The sequence below is a fragment of the Mesorhizobium sp. Z1-4 genome (assembly GCF_004000235.1).
Classification (GTDB): Bacteria; Pseudomonadota; Alphaproteobacteria; order Rhizobiales; family Rhizobiaceae; genus RCIO01.
Genome location: NZ_RCIO01000001.1, coordinates 1 through 25554, shown reverse-complemented (window position 1 = coordinate 25554; position 25554 = coordinate 1). Strand labels below are relative to the sequence as shown.

Here is a 25554-nt window from a genome sequence, read left to right as displayed (position 1 = left end):
AAGTTTGAATTGGCGATACTTACCACGAGATTTATCCGCGGTCGCGGCATTGCATCGTATGACCCAGGGGCCGCCGCAACGTTTGACAAACCAGGCACCATCACACAGAACGCAGGCGAAGCCGGATGCGAGCCGCAGCCGTTGAACCGGAAGCGATAAAGTCACATCTTCCGGCCGGGAAACGACAAGCCAGGACCGAATGGCAAACGCCGGTAACGATAGCGCGACGCGCTTCTATGTACCTGAGGTGCATGACATTTTTCCGGGTATGGAGCGTGAGCTCGACGCCATGCTGGACGTCTGGCCGGCGGCCGCGCGCGACAAGTTGGCGCTGCTTGTGGTGCCGGACTGGCAAAACCGGTTCCCGCTTGTGGCCTCTCCTGAGTTCGTGAGCCGCGTTGCCGCGCTTCCGGGCGAAAAGGTACTGCACGGGTACACCCATTCGCTGGGCCCCGAGTTCTGGAACTGGCTGCTGTACGGCCACGACAACCGCTCCGAATTCGGCAAGCTGAATGCGGATGAAGCGGCGGAACGCATTGCCGCGGGTGTGAAGGGCTTCGCCGACAATTTCGGCAGCAAGCCGCGCTGGTTCTGTGCGCCGCGCTGGCATCAGAGCGCTGCTGCAGCCGGGGCGCTGCGCTCGGCAGGGTTCGAGGGCTACATGCTGCGCAATTCGCTGCAGCTCTTCTCCGGAGCCTCGGTCGGTATGCCGGCGCTCTGCTTCGATGAGGGCGAACGCCGCATTCGTTCTGCAATTGCGCGGCATCTGCGCGAATTCACGATCAACCGGCTGTTCAGGGCAGGACGTCCGTTCAGGATCACCCTTCACCCAAGCGATGTCACGGATGCGCCGGCCTGGCGGCAGGTGAAGCGGGTGATGCGCCGCCTGACCGACGAGGGATGGACGCCGCTCAGCCTCGACGAGGCGATGGCACAGCTGAGCGAAGGGGATTTTGCCGGGCAGCCTCGATCGGTCGCCGCTCAATGATCGATCTGGGCATATTCTCCAACGGGCACGGCGAGGACACGATCGCTGTGAAGGTGCTCGACGAACTTCGGGCGCTGCGCCCTTCGCTTGGCGTCGAAGTCTGGCCGATGGTGGGTGAGGGGACCGTCTACCAGTCACGGGGCGAACAGATAGTCGGCGCCCGCAATTTGCTGCCGAGTGCCGGTTTCGCGACGATCAGCCCCAAGCTGATGATCGACGATCTTCTTGCCGGCTGGGTGCAGACGCATTGGCGGCAGTACACGGCCGCCCGTGCTCTACGAGGCCGTTATCGCATGGTGCTGGCCGTCGGTGACATCATCCCGATCGTTGCCGCAGTCGCCGCCCGTTCACCGTTCATGTTCATCGGCTGCGCCAAATCCTATTATTACAATCCCGGCCGCGCCTACGCTGCGGCCGACAAGCACCTCTTGCGCAAATACTGCACGCTTACATTCCCGCGCGACCGCAAGACCGTTGAGGAGCTGGAAGCGAGCGGTATCAGGACGCTCTACCTCGGCAATCCGATGATGGATGGCTTGGAGCCGTCCGGCACGGACCTCGGAATTGGCGCCGATGACGTCGTGATCGGCATGCTTGCCGGCACCCGCGCCGATGCGGATGGCAATATGCTCGACCTGATCGAGGCGGCGGGCCGCGCGCATGCGCACTTCGGTCGCCCAGAGCGCGTACGTTTTGTGTTCGCCGCGCGCTCGGGCCTGGATGCAGCAGAAATTGCGGCCAAGATCAATGCCGACAGCCGTTTCGGCGATTGGAGCGTGATCTCGGTCGCCGCGGGTGCGCAAGGTTCTGGCGTTGTGTTGCGGCTTGGTGATCTGCACGGCGTCGAGGTGATCGTCGCCAAGGACGCATTTGCCGATGTGCTGCATGCGTCGTCGCTCGTGATCGGCATGGCGGGCACGGCGAATGAGCAGGCCATCGGCCTGGGCATCCCGCTGATTACCGTGCCTTCTGCAGGCGTCCAGGGCGACAATTATGTGAAGATGAAGAGCGTCTATTTCGGCGATGCGGCGCTTAACGTGCCGCGCGAAGCCGACCGTATCGCCGCGGCCGCCGCCAATCTGCTTGCCGATCCTGGGCGGTGCGCCCTCATGGCCGCAGCCGGGCGCGAGCGCATGGGGGAGCCGGGTGCAAGCCGCGCGATTGCACAGAGCGTGCTTGCCGGGCTCGATCGAGAAGCAGTGAAAGTGGCCGCGCAATGACCGGCGCACCGACCTACTCGGTGGTGATCACCGCTCACAACGCTGCGGGTACGATTGGCGCGACGCTGAACTCCGTATCCAAACAGGCCGGCATCGCCGGCAGCGAACTGGAAATCGTTCTTGTCGACGATCGCAGCACGGACGGAACTTTGGATGCAGCACGCGCGACGGCATTGCCTAGCCTGCGCACAATCCGCATAGACCAGGCTTCATCAAGCGGTTTGACGACGCGACAGGATGCACTGGCCGCCGGTTTCGGTGCCGCGCGCGGCGAAATCGTGCTGACGACCGATGCAGACGGTGTTGTCGCTGAAGATTGGGTGAGGGCACTGGCGGGTCCAATCCTGTCGGGCCGCGCCGACGCCACAGCGGGGCCCGTTTCGTTCAAGGCCCGGCACGGGATGCTCGGTGCGTGGCAGACAGTCGATGTCTCCGACTATCTGGCAACCAATCAGATGCTGGTTGCTTTGGGTTTCCAGGGTGGCGTGCTTTTCGGCAATTTCGCGTTCCGGCGCGAATGGTTCGACAAGATCGGCGGTTTCGACAGGATCGGCATGACGCTGACCGAAGACCTTGCCTTTGGTCGTGCGATTCAGGCAGCGGGGGCGCGGCTCGTCTATGTCTCCGGCGGCACGGTCGAAGTCGCGGCATGCGAAAGCTGGCGGGTCCTGGTTGAGCGCGCAAAGCGGGTCAGTGCCGGTGGTGCGTCCGCGCTTGCCGTTTGGCTCGGCATCCGAATGACGCTGCTTGTGGTTCTGGCCGTTTGCGCGCTGGTCTTTGGCGGCGTGTTCGCCTGGCTGTTCTGGCTGCGATACGGGCTGGGCGCACTTTTCGTCGGCTGGGCATTGATCCGCGTCCGCAAGCCGGGACTTTTGCCGCTCGCGCCTCTATATGAACCGCTTGCGATTGCGATTGGCGTTGCGGTGATGTGGCGCCTGACGCGAAACGCCGAGATCGAATGGGGTGGCCGCAAATATGCCCGCTGACACCAACAAATCCAAACGGCGTGAACGCCACGCCGACGGCATCATCAGACCCTATCGGGCCGAAGACCGCGAAGCGGTTCGCCACATCTGCCGAACGACAGCCTACCGCAATCGCGGGTCGGACGCTGTGTTCGAGGACGGCGAGGTTTTTGCCGACTACTGGACTCGCTACTACACAGACTACGAGCCTGAATCGTGTCTCATCGTGGAAGAGGAGGGTGAGGTCGTCGGCTACCTGCTCGGCTGCAAGGATACACGACGGTTCATCAAGGTGATGTCGCGCAGAATTGTGCCGCCGGCGCTGGCGCGCGCGTTCTGGCGGCTGGGGACGTTTCAGTACCGCAAGGCCTCGACACGGCGCATGCTCTACTGGCTGGTTGCGCGTGGCTGGCGTGAAGTTCCGGAGATCCCGCTTGAGCGCTTTCCCGCACACTATCACTGCAACATACTGCGCAAGGGATTCCGCAAAGGCTATTATTCGAAGCTGGCGCTGCATTTTGCCGACCAGATCGATCGCCAGGGCGTAAGCGGACTTCACGGCCAGATCGAGGAGTTTGCCGAGGGTGGCCCATGGCGCAAGATGGTCCAGGGTTTTCTCGATTTCAGCGGCCGCCACGACGAGCTCGAACTCTTTGCAGAAAAGCCATCGACCTTTCAGCAATATGTGCTCGGGGTGGACAAACCGATGGTCAATCGGGCATGGGGTGCCAAAGTCGATGATTTCCGCCAGTGGATGACTTGGACAGGTGAGACGTACCGGTTGTGAGCGCGTAACGCTCGATAGGACCGGCGCGCCGCACACCCGGTTGTACACTCGCCATGCAGGGCGTCGCGGAATCGATTGGAGACAGGTTTTGGACGACACAAACACACGCGACGAAATCCAGGTCGTGGTGACGGTGAACGGGCCCGGAGAGGTCGCGTGCTGGCTCTACCCGCTGGCGCATGAGTTGAAGCGGCGCATTCCCGGTGTGCGCATCTGCGTCGCGGTGGTGCCTTGCGTGTTTTCTTCAGGCGCCGAGGCCGACGTCCTCAAAACGCTTTCTTACGTCGATGCCTATTGCACGATCGATGAAACGATGAAGTTCATCAAGTGGAACAAGCTGCCGAAGGGCTTTCGGAAGAAGGGGCCGGGTTTCATGCTGCACCTGGGCGGTGACAGCATGTTCACGATCATGCTGGCAAAGCGGCTTGGTGTTCCTGCGCTTGCTTATGTCGAGCGGCCGCTCGCCTTCCAGTTTCTCTTTGATCGGGTGTTCTACTCCGGCTTCGAGAAGATCGAAGGCCTCAAGGAAGACGAACGCCACAAGGTCGTCGGCGAAATGATGGTGGACGCAGCGCACCTGCGGTGCCCGGATCGTAGCGAGGCCGGCAAAGGGCGTCCGCTGGTCGGGCTTTACCCCAGCAGCCGGATGTACCTCACGAAATACGTGCTTCCTTATTATGCGGCCGCGGCGGAAAAGGTCGCCAAAGTGATGCCCGGCGTCGACTGGGTGATTTCCAAATCCGACTTCGTCGATCGCGACTTCCTTCGCAACTTGCCCGATGTGGACGATGGCCGCCCTCTGGAGGGAGTCAATCTTGAGTGGAAGCGCGAAGGCGACCGCGAATACATGGTTACGCCCGGCGGCCTGACCATGGAAGTGCTTTCGCCCGCGCAGGTTGCGCCGCGCGTCAATCTGGCCTTGACGGTGCCCGGGTCGAACACGGCCGAGCTTGCGACACTCGGCGTACCGATGATCCTGACATTGCCGACCTACAAGCATGAAATCGCGCCGCTGCCGGGGATTGCCGGACATCTCGGCCGTCTGCCGGTCATCGGCTGGCGCATGAAGCGCTTCCTGGCGAAGCAGGTGCTGAAGCGCATGAAATTTCTCAGTCATCCCAATCGCCGCGCCGACAGGATGGTCATCCCGGAGCTGATCGGTGAACTGGATGCGCAGGATCTCGCCGATGCGATCGAAGGCGTTCTGAAGAGCGACACGAGCGCGCTGCAGGAAGAGCTGAGGGCCATTATGGGGCCGCCCGGTGCGACTTCCAAACTGGTGTCGGAACTCGAAGATTTTCTGGCAGAAAAGGGCCGGCGGCATGAAATCGCGCCGGCACATTAGCTGGCTCTGGCGCGAGCTGTGGTCGCGCAGGGGGCTTTTCGGCGCGGCGCTGTTTTGCACCGGCGCTTCCGCCGGCGCGTTCGTGCTCATGCCCATGTGGGCGCAGCGTCTTGTGGGAGAGGTTTTCCCAAGCTCAGACGCCGCAACGCTGGGCCTTTATCTCGCGCTCGGCCTCATCATCTTTATGGCCGGATCGCTGCTGACCTTCGGCCGCATTTACCTCATGACGAGGCTTGCGCATCTCGTCACAATGCAGATGCGCAAGAAGCTCTTCCACCACATCATGCGCGCATCACCCCGTAGCCTTGCGCGCATGAGCGGCGGCGAGCTGGTGTCGAGTTTCTCCAATGATCTGCAGACTTTTCAGGAAGCGCTGACGCGCGTTGTCGCTGTTTTTGCGCCTTCCGTCATTCTGATCGTCGTCTTCGGCGCGGCGATGGCCTGGTACAGCTGGGTCCTTTTCATTTGTGTCATCGTACTGATCAGCCCGCTGGCTTTCGTGACATCCTATTTCGGCCAGCGCCTGCATGGTGCGTCCCACAGCACGCAGGAGCAGCTGGCGGGGCTTGTCGGACGCTTCGAGGAGATGCTCGACGGCACCAAGGAAATCAAATCCTTCGGGCGCGAAGAACATGTCCTGGAGATGTTCGACGGGCTGAACCGGCAGACGCTGGAAGCACAGTTGCGCCGCGAGCGCATCGATTCGTTTCATCCCTTTGCCGTTGCGCTGGTCGCCGCAGCTGGTATCGCCGCAATGATCCTGCTGAGCGCCGTACTTCTGGAGCGCGGCTTCATCTCGATCGAAACTTTGACGGCGTTTCTGGTCTGTGTCGGCCTCGCCTATTCGCCACTGCAGGAAGCCGCACATTCAGTCGGACGGCTCATTCAGTTCGCCGCCCTGATGGACCGCTTCGAGCGCCTGCTGGCATTGCCGCTCGAAACCGGTGGCGAGAAGGCTCTCGCGACGGATGGCGTGAGCGGCGCACTGCGTTTCGACAAGGTGAGCTTTTCCTATCGACCGGACGGCTTCCAGCTCAAGGATTTCAGTCTCGACATTCCGGCCGGTCAGCGCATCGCCCTGGTGGGCCCGAGCGGCGGCGGCAAATCGACGATTCTCGACCTTGTTCCCCGCTTTCTGACGCCTGACAGCGGTACTGTCATGATCGATGGAGCGGACATGGCGTCCTACCGGCTCAACGATCTGCGTAAAGCGATCGGCATAGTCTTCCAGCAGCCGGTACTCTTTGAGGGGACATTGCTTGAGAATTTGCGCTTCGGCGCACCGGAGGCCACGCTCGACGAAGTAAAGGCGGCAGCGCGTGCGGCCCATGTCGACGAATTCGCGATGCGTATGCCCGGCCAGTATGAGGCGCGGGTGCAGGCGCATGGTTCGAACCTTTCCGTGGGCCAGCGCCAGCGCATCGCCATCGCGCGCGTATTCCTCAAGAATCCGCCGATTCTGCTTCTGGACGAGCCGACATCAGCGCTCGATGCGGAATCGGAGCGGCTGGTACACGACGCGCTCGACCGCGCTTCGGAAGGCCGAACGACTCTGATTGTCGCGCACCGCTTTGCAACGGTGCAGTCCGCGCACCGCATTGTGGTGGTTCGCGACGGCGAGATCGTAGAGGACGGCACACATGAAGAGCTCTTCAACCAGGGCGGGCTCTACAGAAAGCTCAGCGAACAGCAGTTTTTCGGACAGGTGGAAGAATGGGCGTTGAAACCAGCCTGATCGTCCCCACCCGCAACCGTGCCGACATTCTTCGGCTCAGCATTCCGCGCTTCCAGGACCAGACGGTAGCGCGCGAGCGCTATGAGATCGTTATCGTGGACGACGCATCCGATGACTACACGGCTGCCGTAGTCGAAGAAAACGCGGCACCCAACATAGTTTATCGCCGCAACGAAACGCAGAAGGCGGCCGCATATGCCCGCAATCGCGCAATCGAGGCGGCGAGCGGCAAGCTGTTGTTGTTCGTGGACGACGACGCTCTCGTCCGGCCGGACTTCATCGAGCAGCATCTCGCCACCCATGAGCAGGCCCCGGGCCTGGTGGTCAGCGGCCCCATCGTCGAATGCTCGAAACCGCCGGCAGAGCGCAACCCGCCGGCGGGCTGGATGCTCGGCCGTCACTCGAACCCCTTCGCAACGGGAAATGCCTCGATAGCGCGCGAGACGATTGTGCGTGCAGGTATGTTTGACGAAGACTTCGGCACCTATGGCTGGGAAGATTCGGAGATGTATCGCCGGCTGGTGAAAACCGGCGTGAAACGCCGCTACAACTGGCGTGCTCCGATCTATCACTACAAACCTGAAACGGTACGCCGCAGCTTTTTCGACCGCATCAGACTGGAACAGAAGCGCGGCGCCATGGGCGCGCTTTATTACGCCAAGCATCCGATCTTCGGAGTTGCGTTCGAAACGAAGCAGCTCGGCCTGTTCCGTTGGTTGGATGGCGTGGTCGATGGCGCAATCGGGCTTTCCGCGCGGCTCGAAAAGGCCATTGAAAGCGGTGATGAGCCAGGCTCCGCGTTAATGCGGTTATTGCTGGTGCTGCATACTGAAATCGATGTCGGCCGCCGCACCTGGGAAGAGCTTGGTGCGGAAAAGCGCCGGGCGATGCAAGCTGAAACGATAGCCCGTGTAATAGCGGCCTAGCGCTTGCCCTTCACGCCGACGCTGGCCAATGCCGAGGGCAAATCGCTGCAATAGGCTTCTTCGCCCAGCACCGCGGGGTTCACCGGGTGGTGGAAAGACAGATCGCGATGTTCCATACAGTAGCGGTCCCAGGCTTCCATCTGAACGCGGAACAGCTTGATGAAGACGCGCGCATAGGAGTCGCGGAGTTTGATGCCCACCGGGTTCCGGATGCCGCGATATTTTGTGAAGTCGCCCACGAACTGATTGACCGACGTCGCCGTATTGCCAAGCACGATGCGTGCGGGCTTGCCGCCCGGAATATCCTTGGCATCAACGAGAATGCGCATAGTGCGCGCGATGTCGCGTGTGTGGATGTAGTGAAATCTGCCGTCGGCGCGGAAGAAGCTGGCTGCCCATGCCCACGGCGCCGCTTCCTTCAACAGCTTGGCGAAGTGCGACATCGGCTTGCCCTCTTCGCCGCCCAGAACCAGCGTGGGGAAAATGCCGATGCGCTCGATGTCCACGTCCATGCTCTCGATGGCGACCACCTGGTCGTATTTCGAGCGGATATACTCCGTTCCTAGGTCGTGTGCCGCCTGCAGCATGCTGCCGTCGTGGTCGAGCACGCTGGCTGAGCTGAAATAGAAAACGCGGCTGCCGCCATGCGCGGCGAGGTGCCGGGTGATCGCGACTTTGGTATCGACGTTGACCACCGGCGCGTCGGGTCCGCCCCAGCAGGCGGCGGCGAGGATTGCCGCGTCGATATGGCCGAGCTTGTCGAGATAGGCGCCGGTATCCTTGACGTCGGCCTCTATGACCGTGATGCGCTCCATGTGTTCTGGCGCGAGCTGGAGCTTGGCCGGGTTGCGCAGCACCAGCACAAGTTCGTGCTTCGTCTCGCGCGCCAGTTCCTCCACCAGATAGTGGCCCACGCAGCCCGACCCTCCGGTGATCAGAATGCGCTTGGTCTTTTTTGCTCTCGGCATGGCTCAATTCGGACGGTTCCGCTGCCCGGTGGGCCGGCAAGCGGTCAAACGACATTGGAAGGCGCTGCCTTAGAGCAGCGGAGCTTTGCTGTCCATGCCGGAGGTCGATTTGCCGTCAGGCGGCCGCCCGCAGATGGATGAGCACGTCCGCGTAGGCCGGCACGATGCGCGCCAGCGGCTCCCGCGACCTGTCCAGTGTTTCGACCGTGACGGAGCCATCGCCGATGACCATCGTGACGATGTTCATGGACTGCTTTTCGCCGGTGCCCAGCATTACAGCGGCAACCCAGCGGTCGTCTTCTTCGGGTTCGGATCGGAGTTGGAAGAGCAGAAACCCGTCGGTTTCGGCAAGCGCGGTTTCAAGGGCGGTTTGACAGCCGTCTGTGAACGGAGCGGCTGCTTTTAGCGCAGCTTGGAGACCTGCAGCCTCTTCTGTCGCTGATGTGTCGGGGGGCACCGGGTTAGCCGCATTCATGCGAACCTCCTACGCAACAAGCCTCCCCAAATTTATGTTCGCGCTGATCGATGGTGGAATTGTGGCGCGGTCCATGCCGCCGCATCCAACAAACAGACAATGGACAAACCCGGCCAAGACTGCACAATCCGAATTGCGATTTGGGAGGAACGCGCATGCTTGGACTGATGCAGCAATGGCCGCTTCTGTGCCACAAGATACTCGACTACGCTGCAATCCAGCATGGCAGTCGTGAGGTCGTCACGCGGTCGGTGGAAGGTCCGATCACGCGGACGACCTATGTCGAGATCAGGGCGCGCTCGTTGAAGGTTGCGCAGAAGCTTGCGCGTGACGGCTTTGCCGAAGGCGACAGGATCGCAACGCTGGCCTGGAACACCGCCCGCCATATCGAAGCCTGGTACGGCACGATGGGCATTGGCGCCGTCTATCACACGCTGAACCCGCGGCTCTTCCCTGACCAGATTGCCTGGATCATGAACCACGCCGAAGACAAGGCTCTGTTCGTCGATCTCACTTTCCTGCCGATCGTTGAAAAGATCGCTGGGCAGGTGACTTCGCTCCGGAAGATCATTGTCCTCACTGACGGCGCGCATTTGCCGGAAACGAAGCTCGACAATGTCGTTGCTTACGAGGATTGGCTGGCCGATGCGGATGGCGACTTCTCTTGGAAGGAACTCGACGAGAATGCCGCATGCGGCATGTGCTACACCTCCGGTACGACGGGCGACCCCAAGGGGGTGCTTTATTCGCACCGCTCCAACGTGCTGCATGCGTTGATCGCCGTGCAGCCCGACGCAATGGGTATCTCTTCGCGCGACACCATCCTTCCGGTCGTACCCATGTTCCACGCCAATGCATGGGGGTTGGCTCACAGCGCACCGATGATCGGTGCCAAACTTGTCATGCCGGGCGGTCGGATGGACGGCGAAGCAATTTACGAGCTGCTCGACACCGAAAAGGTGTCTTTCACCGCCGCTGTGCCGACTGTGTGGTTGATGCTCCTCCAGCATCTGGAGGAGACCGGCAAGAAGCTGCCGTATCTGAACAGGGTGGTGATTGGCGGTTCGGCCTGCCCGCGCGCCATGACCGAGAAGTTCCAGCGCAATTACGAAGTGGAGGTCATCCATGCCTGGGGCATGACGGAGATGTCGCCGCTCGGATCACTTGGCTCCATGAAGCCGGAATATGCCGGCCTTGAGGGAGACGCCAAGCTGGATATTCAGGAAAAGCAGGGATTTGCCCCGTTCGGCGTCGAGATGAAGATCACAGACGACGACAACAACGATCTGCCCTGGGACGGCGAGACATTCGGCCGCCTGAAAGTGCGCGGCCCGGCAATTGCCTCTGCCTACTATGGCGGCGCAGGTGCCGAGCAGTTCGATGCCGAAAACTGGTTCGATACCGGCGATGTCGCCCATATCGACCCCAATGGCTACATGGAAATCACAGACCGCGCCAAGGATGTGATCAAGTCCGGCGGCGAGTGGATATCCACCATTACCCTCGAAAATCTCGCCGTTGGCCATCCCGACGTTGCGGAAGCGGCGGCGATCGGCATCGCTCACCCGAAATGGGATGAGCGGCCGCTGCTTGTCGTCGTTGCCAAAACGGGCAAGTCACCGACCAAAGACGATCTCATGGACTATCTTGCCGGCAAGGTCGCAAAATGGTGGTTGCCGGACGACGTGGTTTTCGTGGAAGAAATCCCGCACACGGCCACCGGGAAGATTCAAAAGACGACGCTGCGCGACCAGTTCAAGGACTATTCGCTGCCAGGCGTCAACAGCCTTTGACCCAAGGGCAACCAGCCGCTAATTGAGCGCAGCTCTGGGGTTCAATGCGGCAATGGCGGTACTTCTGGAAAGGCGGGTTTCGACCGCGGCCAAGTGGTCGCGGCGCACAGCTCTTTTTTCGGCCACTTTGCTTGTTTCGACGGTGCTTGGCCATCGCTCGGGCCTGATCGACACAATTTCGCTGTTCTGGCTGCTTGGCCTGGTAGCCGCAATGGCGCTGCTTGCCATCGTATTGGCGGTGTTGGGTTATGCCCAGCTTTGGGAGTTTGGCGATCGCGGTGGGCGCAACTCAACCAAAGGTCTCATCCTGGCGCTGATTGTGCTGGTTCCGTTTTGCCTGGCTACGCATCGTCTGCTGACGTTGCCCGGCCTGGTCGATGTCTCAACCGACCTGTCGGACCCGCCGACCTTCCATCACGCGATAAGCCAGCGCGATTCATCCATGAACACGTTGGCCTATTTCGACCGCGGCAACGCCGCCGTTCAGGCCGAGGCGTATCCTGAAGTCTCTGGCCGGCGATATGCGCTTGGGCTCGACGTCGCGCTCGACATTGTCGCGGCGACGACGGAGGAGCTCGGCTGGTCTACGCACGAACGCGCGCGCCTGGGCGGTTTTGGAGGCATCGTCACGCTGGAGGTTATAGCACCATCGCCATGGCTCGGGCTGATTTCCGACGTGGCCATCCGGCTGCGCGACGAGGGGGATGCGATCTATGTCGACCTGCGGGCGGCATCTCGTTACGGCGTTCACGATCTTGGCGGCAATGCCGCTGCGATTACGCGGTTTTATGCCGCCATGGAGGCCGAGATTGCTGACCGCAACGCGCTGTTTCAGGCACCCGCCGAATAGCCTTGTCAGGTAATGTCAGGCTATGCGGTAAACACCGTCTATTGCGATGCCGCCTTCCGCGGCCACCAGTCCGCGCCCGACCAGATCTTCGACATGCGCCAGCACCGAAAGACCGGCCGCACCGTGAAGGCGCGGGTCCGTGTCCTTGTAGACAGCACGCACAATGTCCGGGATCGTCCGATCACCGGTCTTGATGCGGCCGAGGATCGCCGCTTCGCGCCCGAGGCGGTGTTCGCGCAACCCGGCGAGGAAGGGTGCGGGTTCTTCGAGCGCCGCACCGTGTCCCGGCAGATAGACCGTGTCGTCGCGCTCCAGCAGCCGGTCGAGCGAGTTCATATAGTCGCGCATGGAGCCGTCAGGTGGCGCGACAATCGAGGTCGACCACGCCATCACATGGTCCCCGGAAAACACGATGCCGGTGCCCTCGAGTGCGAATGCAGCGTGATTGGCGGTGTGGCCCGGCGTGTGGATGGCGCGTAGCGCCCAGCCATCGCCCCTGGTCAGTTCGTCGTCGGCAAGTGCAACATCAGGCGCAAAATCGATGTCTGCAGAATCGTCGAGCGGATTGATTTCGCCGATCCTCAGCGGTCGAGCGGCGCGGTGCGTACCTTCCGCCAAAACTGTCGCGCCCGTGAGTTCCTTTAGCCTCGGTGTCAGCGGAGAGTGGTCGCGATGGGTATGCGTGACAAAGATATGGCTGACCGTGCGACCGGCAATCGCACCGACAAGCGCATTGAAATGGCTGTCGTCTTCCGGGCCGGGATCGATGATCGCCAGCGTGTCGCGACCGACAATGTAGCTGTTGGTTCCGTGGAAGGTGAATGGCCCGGGGTTGTTCGCGGTGAGGCGCAAAACGCCCTCTGCTACCGGGACTGCCTTGCCATAGGCCGGTTCGAACGCCGTGGCGAAAGTGAGCGGCATTTGCTGACTTGTGCGGTTAACGGGAATGCATGTTGCCGCTTAACACGGAAGCCAATATACGGAAACCACGTTCATTCCGGCATCGGAATTTCACGCAAGGAGACTTTGATGGCATCCGCAATTACCGCACGCCCTCTCATTTCGGCCGCGTTGCCGAATGACCGCACTGCGCGGCTGATTACCCAGATCTTGCTTGTTTTCGGCGGCACGCTCCTGCTGACGCTGTCGGCGAAGACCAAGGTTGTCCTTGGTCCGGTGGACATGTCGCTGCAGACGCTTGCGATCTTCCTGATTGCTGCGACCTTTGGCATGCGCCTCGGCGTTGCGACCCTGCTGATTTACCTCGCCGAAGGCGCAATGGGCTGGCCTGTGTTTCAGGGCACACCCGAGAAAGGGGTCGGCATCGCGTACATGATGGGATCGACAGGCGGCTATCTCGCCGGTTTTGTGGTCGCGGCTGCGGTTGTCGGCTGGGCCGCGGACCGCGGTTGGGACCGCAGCGTGTTCAAGTTCCTCGGCGCGCTACTGATCGCTGAGTTCGCGATCATGCTTCTCGGTTTCGCCTGGCTGGCGACACTCATCGGTGCGGAGAAGTCCTGGCAGTTCGGTGTGTTGCCCTTCATCCTGCCTGACCTCATCAAGGTTGGCATCGCCGCAGCATTCATGCCCGCGATCTGGTCGTTCTGGCGCAAGGCAGACTGACCGGCCTTTAAGCACGTTCCGGCTCCGGATCGCGTCTGGAGCCGTCCCGGGAAACAATATTCCCGCGTCGCGGCAGGAGCGGAAAACCGCTACCCTGCCGTGAGCCGTTTTTGGTGGACCTCTTCTTGAGACACGCCACCCCCGTTGGTACCCACAATGCAACGATCGCTGAAGCGTCCTGCGTTGCAAACCGCTGGGCGGCCAACGGAAAATTCCATCGATGCAGCCAAGGTTATCCCATCTGAACCGGCTTGAGGCCGAGGCGATCCACATCATGCGCGAGGTGGTTGCGAATTTCGCCAACCCGGTGATGTTGTATTCGGTCGGCAAGGATTCCTCGGTGCTCATGCATCTGGCGATGAAGGCGTTTTACCCGGCTCGCCCGCCGTTCCCGTTCCTGCATGTCGATACGACCTGGAAATTCCGGGAGATGATCGAGTTCCGTGACCGCATGGCTGCGGAAAAAGGCATCGACCTGATCGTGCACATCAACGAGGACGGCTTGCGCGACGGCGTCGGGCCGTTCACACACGGCTCCAGCACGCACACCCACATCATGAAGACGGTTGCGCTGCGTCAGGCACTCGAAAAGGGCAAATACGATGCCGCTTTCGGCGGCGCGCGGCGCGACGAGGAAAAGTCGCGCGCCAAGGAGCGCATCTTCTCTTTCCGTGACGCCAACCATGCCTGGGACCCGAAGAACCAGCGCCCGGAAATGTGGAAGATTTACAATACGCGCGTTGCGCCGGGTGAATCGATCCGCGTCTTCCCGCTCTCAAACTGGACCGAGCTCGATGTGTGGCAGTACATCCAGCAGGAAGACATCCCGATCGTGCCGCTTTATTTCGCCGCCCGCCGCCCGGTGGTCGAACGCAACGGCATGCTCATCATGGCCGACGATGGGCGCATGAAGCTCCTGCCCGGCGAAGTTGTGCAGGAGCGGCTGGTGCGGTTCCGCACGCTGGGCTGCTACCCACTGACGGGGGCAATCGAGTCCAGCGCCGACACGATTGAAGCAATTGTCGATGAAATGCTGATCGCCCGCACGTCGGAGCGGCAGGGCCGTCTGATCGACAGCGATGAGTCCGGTTCGATGGAAAAGAAGAAGCGCGAGGGCTATTTCTGATGCTTCAGCGCAGCCATATCCTGGAACGGGACGCGCAGCCGATGGCACCCGAGCTCGTGCCCGAGACTGCGCAGAAGTCGCTGCTGCGGTTTCTCACCTGCGGTTCGGTGGACGACGGCAAGTCGACGCTGATCGGCCGGCTCCTTTTCGACACCAAGCTCATCTTCGAAGACCAGATGGCGGCACTGGAGCGGGATTCGCAGCGCCACGGCACAGTCGGCAAGGAGGTCGATCTCGCGCTCCTTGTGGACGGATTGGAGGCTGAACGCGAGCAGGGCATCACCATTGATGTCGCCTACCGCTTCTTCGCGACCGCCAAGCGCAAGTTCATTGTGGCCGACACGCCGGGCCACGAGCAGTACACGCGCAATATGGCAACGGGCGCCTCGACTGCCGATCTCGCCGTCATTCTGGTTGACGCGCGCCAGGGCATCCTGCCGCAGACGCGCCGCCACGCCTTCATCGCCTCGCTGCTCGGCATTCGCCATGTGGTGCTGGCGGTCAACAAGATCGACCTCGCCGGTTATTCCCGGCAAACCTTCGAGGCGATTGCGGAAGAGTTTTCGGTCTTTGCCGCCGGCCTGGGTTTTTCGACGCTGCAGCCCATTCCGCTGTCGGCCCGCTATGGCGACAACGTTATGGCGCGCACCGGCAATCTCGCTTGGTATGACGGGCCGACGCTGCTTGAGCATCTGGAAGAGATCGAAGTCGAGGAAGATCGGATCGACCTGCCGTTCCGGCTGCCCGTACAATATGTGAACCGGCCAAATCTCGACTTCCGCGGCTTTGCCGGCACTATCGCATCGGGAACTGTCGCAACCGGCGACGAGGTGGTTGTCGCGAAATCGGGCCGTTCCGCCAGAGTGGCGCGCATCGTGACGCCGAATGGCGATGCCGCGTCCGCGCGCGAGGGCGAGGCGGTCACGCTGGTGCTCGACAGCGAGATCGAGGTATCGCGTGGCAACATGCTGGTTACGCCCGACGCGCGTCCGCGTGTTTCGGATCGGCTGACAGCAAAGCTCGTCTGGTTCGACGACGAGCCGCTGGTGCCCGGACGCTCCTATATCCTCAGAACCGAAGCCGACCAGACGAATGCGTCGGTGGCAAAGCTGGTCCATGCCATCGACATCAACAGCTTCGACGAGGCGCCTGCGTCGGCGCTCGCGATGAACGAGATCGGCCTGTGCGAGATCACCACTCAATGGCCGGTCGCGTTCGATCCGTTCGGTGAAAACCGCACCACGGGCTCGTTCATCCTCATCGACCGGCTGACCAATCGCACCGTCGCCGCCGGCATGATCGATGCCGCGCAAACCGGCGCATCGAACGTGCACTGGCACGCTGTCGAAGTGGACAAGGCGGCGCGTTCAGCGCTCAAAAGTCAGGACCCTACGGTTCTGTGGTTCACCGGCCTGTCGGGTTCAGGCAAATCGACCATCGCCAATCTGCTTGAAAAACGTCTGCACGCCGCCGGACGCCATACTTATCTGCTCGACGGCGACAACGTACGCCACGGCCTCAACCGCGACCTCGGTTTTTCCGATACGGACCGGGTTGAGAACATTCGCCGCGTCGGTGAGGTGGCCAAGCTGATGGTCGATGCCGGTTTGATCGTGATCGTGTCTTTCATTTCGCCCTTCAAGGCGGATCGAAAGCTCGTGCGCGACATGTTCAACGGGAAGGAATTCGTTGAAGTATTTGTTGATACGCCTCTGGAAGAGTGCATCCGCCGCGACCCGAAAGGCCTTTACGCGAAAGCTCTCAAGGGCGAGATCAAGAACTTCACCGGTCTGGATTCGCCCTACGAGGCGCCGGTAGCGCCTGAACTGCATGTCGAAACGCTCGGCCTGTCGCCGGATCAGGCAGTTGAGCGCCTGATCGAGAAAATCAACCAGCGCCAGTCGTCCGAAGGATTTGCCGACGGCGCCGGAATCTGACTTAATCCCCAACTGGCAGCGCAACTGGTTCAAGATTATGCCACCCGCCAGCGACGAAGAGATATCTTCCGCTTTCGAACGCATCGCGATTGACGCGGGCCGCGCCGCATACGCGCTTTTCAAAAATGGCTGCAAGGTCGAGCACAAACCGGACAAATCTCCGGTGACGGAGGCCGATCGGGCGGCCGAAGAGATCATTCAGCGTGGTCTTGCGGCGGCTCTGCCGGGTATTGCGGTGGTTGCCGAAGAGGCGGTCGCTGAAGGCCGGATGCCCGCTGCGCTGGGTGATGAGTTCATTCTGGTCGATCCGCTCGACGGCACACGCGAATTCGTCGGCGGGCGCGGCGACTTCACCGTCAACATCGCGCTGGTGCGCAAATCGGTCCCCGAGATCGGCGTCGTTTATGCACCGGCTCGCGGTTGGCTCTTCGTCGGACGGCCCGGCCTCGCCGAAAAAGTGGTGCTGGACGAAACGTTTCAGGTTGCGTCACGGCATCGCGTCCATGTGCGCCAAAGCGGCGATGCGCTCGATATCCTGGCCAGCCACTCGCACAAGGATGCCGCGACCGAGCACCTCATCGCCTCCATGAAGGTCGGCAAGGTGCACACCGTTGGCTCGTCGCTGAAATTCTGTCTGCTGGCTGCGGGCGAGGCCGACATCTATCCGCGCTGCGGGCCGACGATGCAATGGGATACCGCGGCGGGTGACGCGGTCCTGCGTGCCGCCGGAGGAACGACCTCCACGCTGGACGGCGCACCGCTGATCTATGGCTATCGCGAGGGCAGCGGCTCGAGCCGGCTGGCCAACCCGGCCTTCATCGCGCGGGGCGGAAAGGCGAAAGCCGGCTGATCAGCCGAGCTCCGAGCGTTTGGGCGGATTTGCGGCTTCGCGGGATACCGTGATGGCGGCTGCTTTTGCCGCCAGCTCAAGTGCTGCCCGAATGTCGGTTGTCGACAGCTTGCGGATCGAATCCTTGTTGAGCAGGCCGGCCTCGTGGAACCATGCGAGAAGACCGGCATTTACGGTATCGCCGGCACCAACCGTGTCGACGACCTGCACCTTGTACGCGGCCACCTCCACCTTGCCGGTGGCCGTATAGGCGACCGAACCTTTCTCGCCAGAGGTCACGACAACGAGCGCTGGTCCCAGTTTCAACCAGCGCTGCGCGATGTCATCAACGCAGCCGGCCTCTTCGAACCACTCCATGTCTTCGTCGGAAAGCTTCACGATGTCTGCCATCGCGATCATGCGGTTCAGCCGCTTCCTGTGGCTCGCCGGATCCTTGATGAACGGCTTGCGCAGATTTGGATCGAGCATGATGACACGCTCGTCCCTCTCGCGCCGCATCAGGCTCTCATAGGTCGATCCGCAGGGCTCGGGAACGAGACTGATTCCGGAAAAATGCAGCGCCGCAACATCGTTGCGCAACACCGGAAGGTCCGAAAGCATCCTGCCGGCGGAGTTCTCGTCGTAGAAAATGTAGCTGGCGTGGCCGTTTGTCAGCTTGGCGAAGGCAAGTGTCGTCGGCAGGTCGGAATAGCGAACGTAACCGAGGTCGACATTGCTGGCTTCGAGCGCGGCTTTCAGATCGGCGCCGAAAAAGTCGGTCGACAGCCCGCCGTAATAGCCAACCGGCACATCGAGCCGTCCGAGTGCTATCGCCGTGTTGAAAACCGAACCGCCGGTCTTGGGCATGTAGACTGGTGTGCCGTCCGGGTTTTGACGGGGCAGCATGTCGATGAGCGCTTCGCCGCAGCAGACGATCAATTTGGCCTCCGGAAGTGCGTTTGCGGACTGTAATGGCATCAACTTCAATCGTTTGAAAGTGGATGCCAGCTCACCGGCCCTGCAAAAGCATGGGAGGACGTCGGTTCGATCCCCACCGTGTAATTCGCGACCGCTATTGGGATGTTAAGAAGAATCGCGTGCAATATGCCGTGCTTCGTTGTGCACCTATGGCTGGGGAAGGCTGCGCATGATCAGAACTGTGAAGACAAAGCCCTTTGACGATCAGAAACCCGGAACTTCCGGCTTGCGCAAAAAGGTGCCGGTGTTCCAGCAGGAGAACTACGTCGAGAATTTCATCCAATCCCTGTTCGATTCCCTGCGAGGGTTCGAAGGCGAAACGCTGGTGATCGGCGGCGACGGTCGTTTCCACAACCGCGAGGTCATCCAGGTCGCAATCAAAATGGCCGCGGCGAACGGCTTTGGGCGCGTCCTGGTGGGCGAGGGGGGTATCCTGTCGACGCCGGCTGCGTCTCACCTTATCCGCAAATACAAGGCGTTTGGCGGGCTGGTGCTTTCGGCAAGCCACAATCCGGCAGGGCCAAACGAAGATTTCGGCATCAAATACAATATCGGCAATGGCGGCCCCGCGCCGGAGGCGGTCACCAATGCAGTTTTTGCCCGCAGCAAGGTTATCGATCGCTATCTGATCGCCGACGCTCCGGACATCGATCTCGACAGGCGATGCACATCGAAGCTGGCCGATATGTCGGTTGAGGTCATCGATCCCGTCGCCGACTACGCCGCGTTGATGGAGGAGTTGTTCGATTTCGACGCGATCCGCGATCTCTTCAAGTCCGGATTCAAGATGGTCTTCGACGCCATGTACGCCGTCACCGGGCCTTATGCGCATGAGATCATCGAGGGCCGGCTCGGCGCGATCCCCGTAACCGTGCGCAATGGCGTGCCGCTGCCTGATTTCGGCGGCCATCACCCTGATCCCAACCTCGTGCATGCGCGCGACCTGTACGAGTTCATGATGTCGCATGAGGCTACGGATTTCGGTGCCGCGTCTGATGGCGATGGCGACCGAAACCTTATCATCGGCCGAGGCTTGTTCGTCACGCCGTCGGATTCTCTCGCTATCATCGCTGCGAACGCACATCTGGCGCCGGGTTACAAGGACGGGATCAAGGGCATCGCGCGTTCGATGCCGACAAGCGCCGCAGCCGACCGCGTCGCGGAAAAGCTTGGCATCGGCATCTACGAAACGCCGACCGGCTGGAAGTTTTTCGGCAATCTGCTCGATGCCGGAATGGCGACGATTTGCGGTGAGGAAAGTGCCGGCACGGGCTCCAGCCATGTCCGCGAAAAGGACGGGCTCTGGGCCGTGCTCATGTGGCTCAACATCATCGCCGTGCGCCGCCAGAGCGTTGCCGAAATCGTGCGCGAACACTGGCGCGAGTTCGGCCGCAATTACTATTCGCGGCACGACTATGAAGGTGTGGATGCCGCGTCGGCGGAGGCGCTGATGGACAGTCTTGGCGGACGCCTCGCAGCTCTTCCCGGCACGAGGTGCGGCGAACTCGCTATTACGGATGCCGACGATTTCTCCTACATCGATCCGGTGGATGGGTCGGCCACCCGCAACCAGGGCGTCAGGATCAGTTTCAGCGGCGGCGGGCGCGTCGTTTTCCGGCTCTCGGGAACCGGCACGAGTGGCGCGACCCTGCGCGTGTACATAGAGCGTTTCGAAGCTGACCCCGACAAGCACGACATGGAAACGCAGGCAGCGCTTGCCGAACTGATCGAAGCGGCAGACCTGCTTCTCGATCCCAAGACGAGCATCGGCCGCGATGCGCCTTCCGTCATAACCTGACGCTTTATGCGGCTTCGGCTACCGCACGCTCCTCCGGTGAAGCGAAGTTCTGCATCCAGTTCTCGACCAGCGGGTCCATGACGGAAAACCAGAGCGGCGGCACCAGCGCATATGCGAACGTCATCCCAGCTGAGTGCGGGTTGATCGGCGCATCGTCCGGCAGCTGGATTTGCCGGTAGGGACGCTCGTCATTCACATGATGGTCCGAATGCCAGCCTGCATTAAAAAGCGCGCGCGACGAGACACCGCCTTTCGCATTCCAGGAATGACGCATTTCGATCTCGCTACCCGGCACGCGTACCAGCCCGTAGTGGGATGAATATTTCGTCGCCTCGACGATGATACGGGCAAGCACGCCGGCGAAGATGAAGGCCGCGAGCCCGCGCCATCCAGCGGCAATGTAGAATAGCGCAAACACGGCGGCCTGAAGAACAAGGGCCTGCAGGACGCGATTGCCGGGCGACCACATGCGGCCGCCGAGCCGCCTGCGCTCAAGCTGAAACGAACCTGCGGCGGCGCCGGGTATCGAGCGGGTCAAGAAATGCCAGAACCCTTCGCCCTTGCGCGCTGATGACGGATCGGCCGGTGTCGCGACAAGCGAATGGTGCAGCTCGTGGCCGACGGTGTCCGCAGGGTCGAGCGACAGCGTTTCAAGCACCATGCCGAGGAAGAAACGCAGTGGCCGGTCTTCCTGATGGATGAGTTCATGCGCGACGATGTTAGCGATTGTGCCGAAGACTGCGCCGGCAATCAGTGTGCCGGCAATCAGTTCGGCTGTGGTAGCGCCGGGGATGAAAGCTGCGAAGGCAACGGCAAACACAACCGAGAGCATCGCGGTCGGCATCAAAATGTCCGGCTCGCTTTCGGCATCGCCTTCGTTGCGCACCTGCCACACCGCGTCGAGCGCGGTTGCGGCGAAGACGACATAGGCCACCCCGGCCCAGAGCGCTGCGCCGCCGGAAAGCAGTGCTGCCGAGATGAAGAGCAGAGAAAACGGCGCGAAAACGACCCGGAAAACTGAAATCAAACTGCCCCCAAACCGGCTCCGCTTGCCGGAGCTCTCATGTCGTGCGTTCAGCTCCGGCCCGAACTGTCCCACGTCCCGGCCGGTGCTTCATTGGAGCGCAGTTTGGCCCGCATTGGCAAGGATGTTCGACGGCCCGGGCCGCTACCAGGGTAGCGGGGCATGAAGGTTGTGGCGGCCGACCTTGTTGATGTCACGTTCACCGCAAAACGCCATCGTGAGGTCGAGTTCCTTGTGCAGGATGTCCAACGCGCGGCGAACCCCGGCCTGTCCGCCGGCGCCCAGGCCGTAGAGCCAGGAGCGCCCGATATAGGTGCCATCTGCACCTAGCGCGAGAGCGCGCATGACGTCCTGGCCGCTTGAAATGCCGCCATCCATATGGACTTCGAGCCTGTCGCCGACAGCGTCAACAATGCTGGCCAGCACCGATATGGACGATGGCGCGCCGTCGAGCTGGCGTCCGCCATGGTTGGAGACCACGATGGCATCGGCGCCGATGTCGGCCGCCATGCGCGCGTCATCGACATTCATGATGCCTTTGACGATGAATTTGCGCTGCCATCGCTTCCTGAGTTTTTCGGCTTTCTTCCAGTCGAGTTCCAGATCGAACTGCTCGGCGGCCCATGCCGAGAGCGAGGCCGTATTGCTGACGCCTTTCGCATGACCGACGATATTGCCGAAGGTTCGGTTTTTCGTCGCCAGCATTTCCATGCACCAGCGCGGACGGGCGACAAGCTGCGCAAGTGTGCCCAGCCCGAATTTGGGCGGCGCGCCGAGCCCGTTGCGAAGGTCCTTGTGGCGCTGGCCGAGTATTTGCAGGTCGAGTGTGAGCACCAGAGCGTCGCAGCCTGCAGCTTCCGCCCGTCCAATCAGGTTCTCGACGAATTCCTGATCCTTCATGACGTAGAGCTGAAACCAGAATGGCTGCCCGGTCGCGTCCGACACTGCCTCGATCGAACAGATGCTCATCGTCGAAAGAACGAAGGGGACACCGAATTCGGCGGCTGCTTTGGCGCCAAGTATCTCGCCATCTGCATGTTGCATGCCCGTCAGGCCGGTCGGCGCAAGAGCGACCGGCATTGCAACCGCCCGCCCGGCCATGGTGCTTTGCAGCGTGCGGTCTGAAAGGTCTACCGCGACCCGTTGCTCGAACTTGATCCTCTGCAGGTCGTCGGCGTTCCAGCGATAGGTGCTTTCCGTCCAGGAGCCGCTGTCCGCATAGTCGAAAAACATGCGTGGCACGCGGCCGCGTGCCATTTCCTTAAGATCGGCGACGGTCAGAGCGTCTTCTATCCGCATTGTTGAACCCCTCATCAAGCACGACACGTCGTAGCAGCTTGATTCCTGCAACGTCTATTGTCTCGTGCAGGCGCGCCACCGGCTTTTTTCGTCACGAGTTGTTGCCTTGCCGGACGTGAAACCGGACAAACCCGAGGATTCTGCATTGCCCTGGATGTGAGGCAGCGATTTCAGCTGGCTTCCCGGGAAGCCCATCTGCAATTTTTTCAAAGAATGTCAGAGGGTTGAAAGCTGGTCGGAGTGGCAGGATTCGAACCTGCGACCCCATCGTCCCGAACAAGAGTGGCTTCCAGAGAAACCCCGGCATTGCGGGCTTCCTCGAGTGCCGTTCGCCACGTCCGAATGCGTTTGTTCCCGATCGGTTTCGGTGTTTCAGGTGGGTATCGGGTGGGAGACCTACCGCAAAGCTACGACATTGCTCCGCTCGCGCGGCAGCGGGCCTTTGGCAACGATGGCGGCAGCGGCCTCAGCCTGAAAATCTGGATGATGATGATAGTAGTGCTTGCGCAGCACAGCCTCGGTCATGCCAAGATAGTCGGCCGCCTTGGACAACTCCACACCGTTCTTCATCAGCCAGGTGGCCGCTGTGTGGCGCAAAACATGCGGCGTCACATCGGTAACGAAGACACGCTTTTCGACGCCCTTCACGATCCGGGTTTCGTACCATCCGAGCCCCGCGATCTCACATGCGGTCTTGAAGGCTTTCCGTACAGATCGAACAGGCGCACCTTCCCACTCCACCACATAGTCATGCGCGATCATCCGGCCGATGGTTCGGCTCTTGCCGCGTCGCTTGGTCTTGACCTCAACAGGGGTTCGCGCCCAGCGGCGCATATGGGCGATCAGGCGGTCGGGAAGCCTCGCTGGCGGCTGGCGCTTATTCGTTTCCACAACATCGGCTGGACGTCGAAAAAAGACGCCCCGGTCTAAATCGACCCAGCCGCGTCCCTGCATTGGCCGTATGGCTGCTCCGCAGATCGCGCCAGAGCGTGTGCCCGTGTACAAGCCTGTCAGTGTGAACCGAGCGACGTGGCGACCGGTCCTGCGATCACTCGGCTGTCCTTTCCAGGTCTGCCTCATCCGCCACATTGCCCATAGCAATCGAGCTGCCTCGTCGCGGGTTAGCCACCGGTATCGTGGCTCGGATTTGGGTGGGAGAACGATCTTCGGGACAGCCGAGACATACTTCTCATTGTGATAGTGATTGATCGCAGCGCGAAGATCCTCGAGCTGCCGGCGGCCTGCGGCAAGCGTCGGAAGGACACGTCCGTTTCTGCTAGGACCATTTACATATTCGCGGCACCGTGCACCGGTGATGTCCGCGAGCGTGTCTTTGGCGAAGAAGTCGAGCGTCGCCGATAGGCGAGAAGCAGCTTCTTTCCGGTAGGCTTCTGATGGATTGTTGGCGATCACGTCCTCGCTATAGACGTGAATGACCTCAGCGACGCTTACCTGATCCGGGTTACGGTTGCGCTCTCGCGTCGGCTGGTGTCGGTCGGTGATGTATTCGGCGAGCTTCCTTTGAGCCTCTTCAAGCTCGCTTTTGCTGCAGCCAGTTGGATATCGTTTTCCTGCGTCTTCGATATACCAGCCGGCTTTGCTCCTGAGCGACCCGTCTTTCTTCCGGTATTCCCGGCGCCAGACGAGGCGGGCGCCTTTGCTTGGACGCGACATCGTTTTCTCATTTCCTCGATCTCGGCCAAGGTGGTGTACTCCTTGCCGGCGGTGATCTCTGTGACGAGCCGGCCGCGATCTCGTTCCTTGCGGAGCCCGGCTGCGGTCATCGAGCCATCAGGATATGCAACCCGTGCCGCGTACTCTAGGCGTAGCGGCGCATTGCGATCTGGCCTGTGATCAACGGGGATATCCGCGGCTGCCCTCGTCACAGGTCTTTCTCCTGTGGGGTGGGGCGGGAAGCGGGCTGCCAAATCGCAGTCATGCGCTCGATGCGGCCGATCTCGTATCCGGTGGCAGGGCGAAACTGGTCTGGCCTGTAGATGTGGAGCAGTCCGCGCGCACCGGGGACGATGCACTCCACGTCCATGCGCTCGGAACCATCTTCGCGCGCATAGACGACCGCAACCCTACCGACAAACTCGGTTCCGTCTTTCTTGACAACGACCATGCCGGGCTTTAGCGCCGTCGCCATCACCCCGCTTCCTCTGAACGAAGCAGGTTGCCTTGCCAGGACAGCGGATTATCTACGGTATCGAATTCTTCGGGCCAGTCGATGCGAGACCATGAGCAGCCACCGTAACCGTCGACCATCGGCCAGCGCGCTCGGTAACGTCCGTCGGAGCATTCCTCGCATTGGCAATTCTGGATACGATCCTTTTTCGGCCAGAACAGGCTGTTGTCGGAATAGCCACATCTTCCGTTGCCGAAAGCTTCTTCCAACTCCGTCAGGATGTCGTCGACCACCTCGCCGAAGTCAGGGCCGGCTGAATCCTCACGGTCGAAACCTGATCCCCACGTGCTGCAAGCCCGGATGACCCAATAGGCGGGACGCTGGTTGATCGTCGCTAGGGTGAACAGGGCGCGCCCGTCGCCGAAGATGGTTGGAAGCACGCGAGGAATGAAGGTGATCGCATCGCTCGGCGTCCAGAGATATGCACTCTCGCGCTTTTCGATGGCCTTTCGAAGCTTGATATGCGTCGGGCAGTCTGCGCCATCGCGCCGCTCAATAAGCTCTGCTCTATCCATCCTGTTCCTCCAGGGCGGTTCGGCCTGCGCGCAATCTGACCGGATATGACGGGCCACAGCGACTGCAAAAGACACCGTGCGCGTCCTCGTAGAGCCGATCAGAGCGGTGGCAACTCACGCATTGAAGATGCGCAAGGTTTGGGTTTCGGGGACCAGCCTCAGTCAGCTTCATGTCTCTTCCTCGG

Annotated in this window: 23 protein-coding genes; 14 read left to right on the top strand and 9 right to left on the bottom strand. The window is 61.3% G+C overall.

Annotation, left to right across the window (positions count from 1 at the left end; translation table 11 throughout):
- The first annotated feature begins 199 nt into the window (after nt 1-199).
- The 7 genes from EP165_RS00115 to EP165_RS00085 all read left to right on the top strand — a co-directional run bounded on the left by EP165_RS00115 (nt 200) and on the right by EP165_RS00085 (nt 7966).
- Nucleotides 200-988: a DUF2334 domain-containing protein gene (locus tag EP165_RS00115; RefSeq protein ID WP_127519536.1), complete on the top strand. Its 789-nt coding sequence runs from the start codon at nt 200-202 to the stop codon at nt 986-988.
- Nucleotides 985-2208, top strand: coding sequence for a lipid-A-disaccharide synthase-related protein (locus EP165_RS00110; protein ID WP_164742904.1), 1224 nt, complete (start codon nt 985-987; stop codon nt 2206-2208). The genes EP165_RS00115 and EP165_RS00110 overlap by 4 nt, the downstream gene beginning before the upstream one ends.
- Nucleotides 2205-3194 (top strand): glycosyltransferase family 2 protein, encoded by a 990-nt coding sequence (locus tag EP165_RS00105; protein ID WP_127519534.1) that lies wholly within the window; start codon nt 2205-2207, stop codon nt 3192-3194. Before EP165_RS00110 ends, EP165_RS00105 begins: the two co-directional genes overlap by 4 nt.
- Nucleotides 3184-3960, top strand: a complete 777-nt coding sequence (locus tag EP165_RS00100) for a GNAT family N-acetyltransferase (RefSeq protein WP_127519533.1) — start codon at nt 3184-3186, stop codon at nt 3958-3960. The genes EP165_RS00105 and EP165_RS00100 overlap by 11 nt, the downstream gene beginning before the upstream one ends.
- Before the next feature lie 88 nt (nt 3961-4048).
- Nucleotides 4049-5305 carry a glycosyltransferase family protein gene (locus tag EP165_RS00095; RefSeq protein ID WP_127519532.1) on the top strand — a complete coding sequence of 419 codons (1257 nt, stop codon included), beginning with the start codon at nt 4049-4051 and terminating at the stop codon, nt 5303-5305.
- Nucleotides 5283-7040, top strand: coding sequence for an ABC transporter ATP-binding protein (locus tag EP165_RS00090; protein ID WP_127519531.1), 1758 nt, complete (start codon nt 5283-5285; stop codon nt 7038-7040). The genes EP165_RS00095 and EP165_RS00090 overlap by 23 nt, the downstream gene beginning before the upstream one ends.
- Nucleotides 7019-7966, top strand: a complete 948-nt coding sequence (locus tag EP165_RS00085; protein WP_127519530.1) for a glycosyltransferase family 2 protein — start codon at nt 7019-7021, stop codon at nt 7964-7966. The genes EP165_RS00090 and EP165_RS00085 overlap by 22 nt, the downstream gene beginning before the upstream one ends.
- Here EP165_RS00085 and EP165_RS00080 read toward each other — a convergent pair.
- Together EP165_RS00080 and EP165_RS00075 are read right to left on the bottom strand one after the other, a co-directional pair.
- On the bottom strand, nt 7963-8934 hold the full coding sequence (locus EP165_RS00080; protein WP_127519529.1) for an NAD-dependent epimerase/dehydratase family protein: 972 nt from the start codon (nt 8932-8934) through the stop codon (nt 7963-7965). The genes EP165_RS00085 and EP165_RS00080 overlap by 4 nt on opposite strands.
- A gap of 115 nt (nt 8935-9049) precedes the next feature.
- Nucleotides 9050-9409: a hypothetical protein gene (locus EP165_RS00075; RefSeq protein ID WP_127519528.1), complete on the bottom strand. Its 360-nt coding sequence runs from the start codon at nt 9407-9409 to the stop codon at nt 9050-9052.
- A 155-nt stretch (nt 9410-9564) separates the two neighbouring features.
- On the opposite strand from EP165_RS00075, the gene EP165_RS00070 reads away from it, so the two are divergent.
- The gene (locus tag EP165_RS00070) at nt 9565-11202 is read left to right on the top strand and encodes a long-chain-fatty-acid--CoA ligase (protein ID WP_127519527.1); all 1638 of its coding nucleotides are present in this window, start codon (nt 9565-9567) and stop codon (nt 11200-11202) included.
- Between the two features lie 22 nt (nt 11203-11224).
- Nucleotides 11225-12052 carry a DUF1499 domain-containing protein gene (locus EP165_RS00065; protein WP_127519526.1) on the top strand — a complete coding sequence of 276 codons (828 nt, stop codon included), beginning with the start codon at nt 11225-11227 and terminating at the stop codon, nt 12050-12052.
- Between the two features lie 15 nt (nt 12053-12067).
- On the opposite strand, the gene EP165_RS00060 is transcribed toward EP165_RS00065, so the two are convergent.
- A complete protein-coding gene (locus EP165_RS00060) occupies nt 12068-12973 on the bottom strand; it encodes an MBL fold metallo-hydrolase (RefSeq protein ID WP_127519525.1) in 906 nt (301 codons plus the stop codon).
- Nucleotides 12974-13081: 108 nt separating this feature from the next.
- Here EP165_RS00060 and EP165_RS00055 point away from each other — a divergent pair, with 108 nt between their 5' ends.
- The 4 genes from EP165_RS00055 to cysQ all read left to right on the top strand — a co-directional run bounded on the left by EP165_RS00055 (nt 13082) and on the right by cysQ (nt 17588).
- Nucleotides 13082-13675, top strand: a complete 594-nt coding sequence (locus EP165_RS00055; RefSeq protein WP_127519524.1) for a biotin transporter BioY — start codon at nt 13082-13084, stop codon at nt 13673-13675.
- Between the two features lie 220 nt (nt 13676-13895).
- Nucleotides 13896-14801, top strand: coding sequence for a sulfate adenylyltransferase subunit CysD (cysD, locus tag EP165_RS00050; RefSeq protein WP_127519523.1), 906 nt, complete (start codon nt 13896-13898; stop codon nt 14799-14801).
- Nucleotides 14801-16738, top strand: a complete 1938-nt coding sequence (gene cysN, locus EP165_RS00045) for a sulfate adenylyltransferase subunit CysN (protein ID WP_127519522.1) — start codon at nt 14801-14803, stop codon at nt 16736-16738. The genes cysD and cysN overlap by 1 nt, the downstream gene beginning before the upstream one ends.
- A 37-nt stretch (nt 16739-16775) precedes the next feature.
- The gene (cysQ, locus tag EP165_RS00040; protein WP_127519521.1) at nt 16776-17588 is read left to right on the top strand and encodes a 3'(2'),5'-bisphosphate nucleotidase CysQ; all 813 of its coding nucleotides are present in this window, start codon (nt 16776-16778) and stop codon (nt 17586-17588) included.
- On the opposite strand, the gene EP165_RS00035 is transcribed toward cysQ, so the two are convergent.
- Entirely contained in the window at nt 17589-18506 is a 918-nt protein-coding gene (locus EP165_RS00035) for a carbohydrate kinase family protein (RefSeq protein WP_127519520.1), read from the bottom strand. It lies immediately after the preceding gene.
- A 208-nt stretch (nt 18507-18714) separates the two neighbouring features.
- Between EP165_RS00035 and EP165_RS00030 the strand changes: the two genes are divergently transcribed.
- Complete coding sequence (locus tag EP165_RS00030; RefSeq protein ID WP_127519519.1) at nt 18715-20343, top strand: alpha-D-glucose phosphate-specific phosphoglucomutase; 1629 nt, start codon at nt 18715-18717, stop codon at nt 20341-20343.
- Nucleotides 20344-20347: 4 nt separating this feature from the next.
- Here EP165_RS00030 and EP165_RS00025 read toward each other — a convergent pair whose 3' ends face one another.
- From EP165_RS00025 to EP165_RS00005, 5 genes are all read right to left on the bottom strand, one after another.
- Nucleotides 20348-21370 carry a fatty acid desaturase gene (locus EP165_RS00025; RefSeq protein ID WP_127519518.1) on the bottom strand — a complete coding sequence of 341 codons (1023 nt, stop codon included), beginning with the start codon at nt 21368-21370 and terminating at the stop codon, nt 20348-20350.
- A 141-nt stretch (nt 21371-21511) separates the two neighbouring features.
- Nucleotides 21512-22660 carry an alpha-hydroxy acid oxidase gene (locus tag EP165_RS00020; protein WP_164742964.1) on the bottom strand — a complete coding sequence of 383 codons (1149 nt, stop codon included), beginning with the start codon at nt 22658-22660 and terminating at the stop codon, nt 21512-21514.
- 402 nt (nt 22661-23062) lie between these two features.
- Complete coding sequence (locus EP165_RS00015; RefSeq protein WP_245439869.1) at nt 23063-24079, bottom strand: tyrosine-type recombinase/integrase; 1017 nt, start codon at nt 24077-24079, stop codon at nt 23063-23065.
- A gap of 469 nt (nt 24080-24548) precedes the next feature.
- Nucleotides 24549-24815, bottom strand: coding sequence for a hypothetical protein (locus EP165_RS00010; RefSeq protein ID WP_127519515.1), 267 nt, complete (start codon nt 24813-24815; stop codon nt 24549-24551).
- On the bottom strand, nt 24815-25369 hold the full coding sequence (locus EP165_RS00005) for a hypothetical protein (RefSeq protein ID WP_127519514.1): 555 nt from the start codon (nt 25367-25369) through the stop codon (nt 24815-24817). The genes EP165_RS00010 and EP165_RS00005 overlap by 1 nt, the downstream gene beginning before the upstream one ends.
- Nucleotides 25370-25554: the final 185 nt, after the last annotated feature.

Coding starts and splice junctions, on each gene's coding strand:
- EP165_RS00115 (WP_127519536.1), top strand. CDS start 200: ATGGCAAACGCCGGTAACGATAGCGCGACGCGCTTCTATGTACCTGAG.
- EP165_RS00110 (WP_164742904.1), top strand. CDS start 985: ATGATCGATCTGGGCATATTCTCCAACGGGCACGGCGAGGACACGATC.
- EP165_RS00105 (WP_127519534.1), top strand. CDS start 2,205: ATGACCGGCGCACCGACCTACTCGGTGGTGATCACCGCTCACAACGCT.
- EP165_RS00100 (WP_127519533.1), top strand. CDS start 3,184: ATGCCCGCTGACACCAACAAATCCAAACGGCGTGAACGCCACGCCGAC.
- EP165_RS00090 (WP_127519531.1), top strand. CDS start 5,283: ATGAAATCGCGCCGGCACATTAGCTGGCTCTGGCGCGAGCTGTGGTCG.
- EP165_RS00085 (WP_127519530.1), top strand. CDS start 7,019: ATGGGCGTTGAAACCAGCCTGATCGTCCCCACCCGCAACCGTGCCGAC.
- EP165_RS00080 (WP_127519529.1), bottom strand. CDS start 8,934: ATGCCGAGAGCAAAAAAGACCAAGCGCATTCTGATCACCGGAGGGTCG.
- EP165_RS00075 (WP_127519528.1), bottom strand. CDS start 9,409: ATGAATGCGGCTAACCCGGTGCCCCCCGACACATCAGCGACAGAAGAG.
- EP165_RS00070 (WP_127519527.1), top strand. CDS start 9,565: ATGCTTGGACTGATGCAGCAATGGCCGCTTCTGTGCCACAAGATACTC.
- EP165_RS00060 (WP_127519525.1), bottom strand. CDS start 12,973: ATGCCGCTCACTTTCGCCACGGCGTTCGAACCGGCCTATGGCAAGGCA.
- EP165_RS00055 (WP_127519524.1), top strand. CDS start 13,082: ATGGCATCCGCAATTACCGCACGCCCTCTCATTTCGGCCGCGTTGCCG.
- cysD (WP_127519523.1), top strand. CDS start 13,896: ATGCAGCCAAGGTTATCCCATCTGAACCGGCTTGAGGCCGAGGCGATC.
- cysN (WP_127519522.1), top strand. CDS start 14,801: ATGCTTCAGCGCAGCCATATCCTGGAACGGGACGCGCAGCCGATGGCA.
- cysQ (WP_127519521.1), top strand. CDS start 16,776: ATGCCACCCGCCAGCGACGAAGAGATATCTTCCGCTTTCGAACGCATC.
- EP165_RS00030 (WP_127519519.1), top strand. CDS start 18,715: ATGATCAGAACTGTGAAGACAAAGCCCTTTGACGATCAGAAACCCGGA.
- EP165_RS00010 (WP_127519515.1), bottom strand. CDS start 24,815: ATGGCGACGGCGCTAAAGCCCGGCATGGTCGTTGTCAAGAAAGACGGA.
- EP165_RS00005 (WP_127519514.1), bottom strand. CDS start 25,369: ATGGATAGAGCAGAGCTTATTGAGCGGCGCGATGGCGCAGACTGCCCG.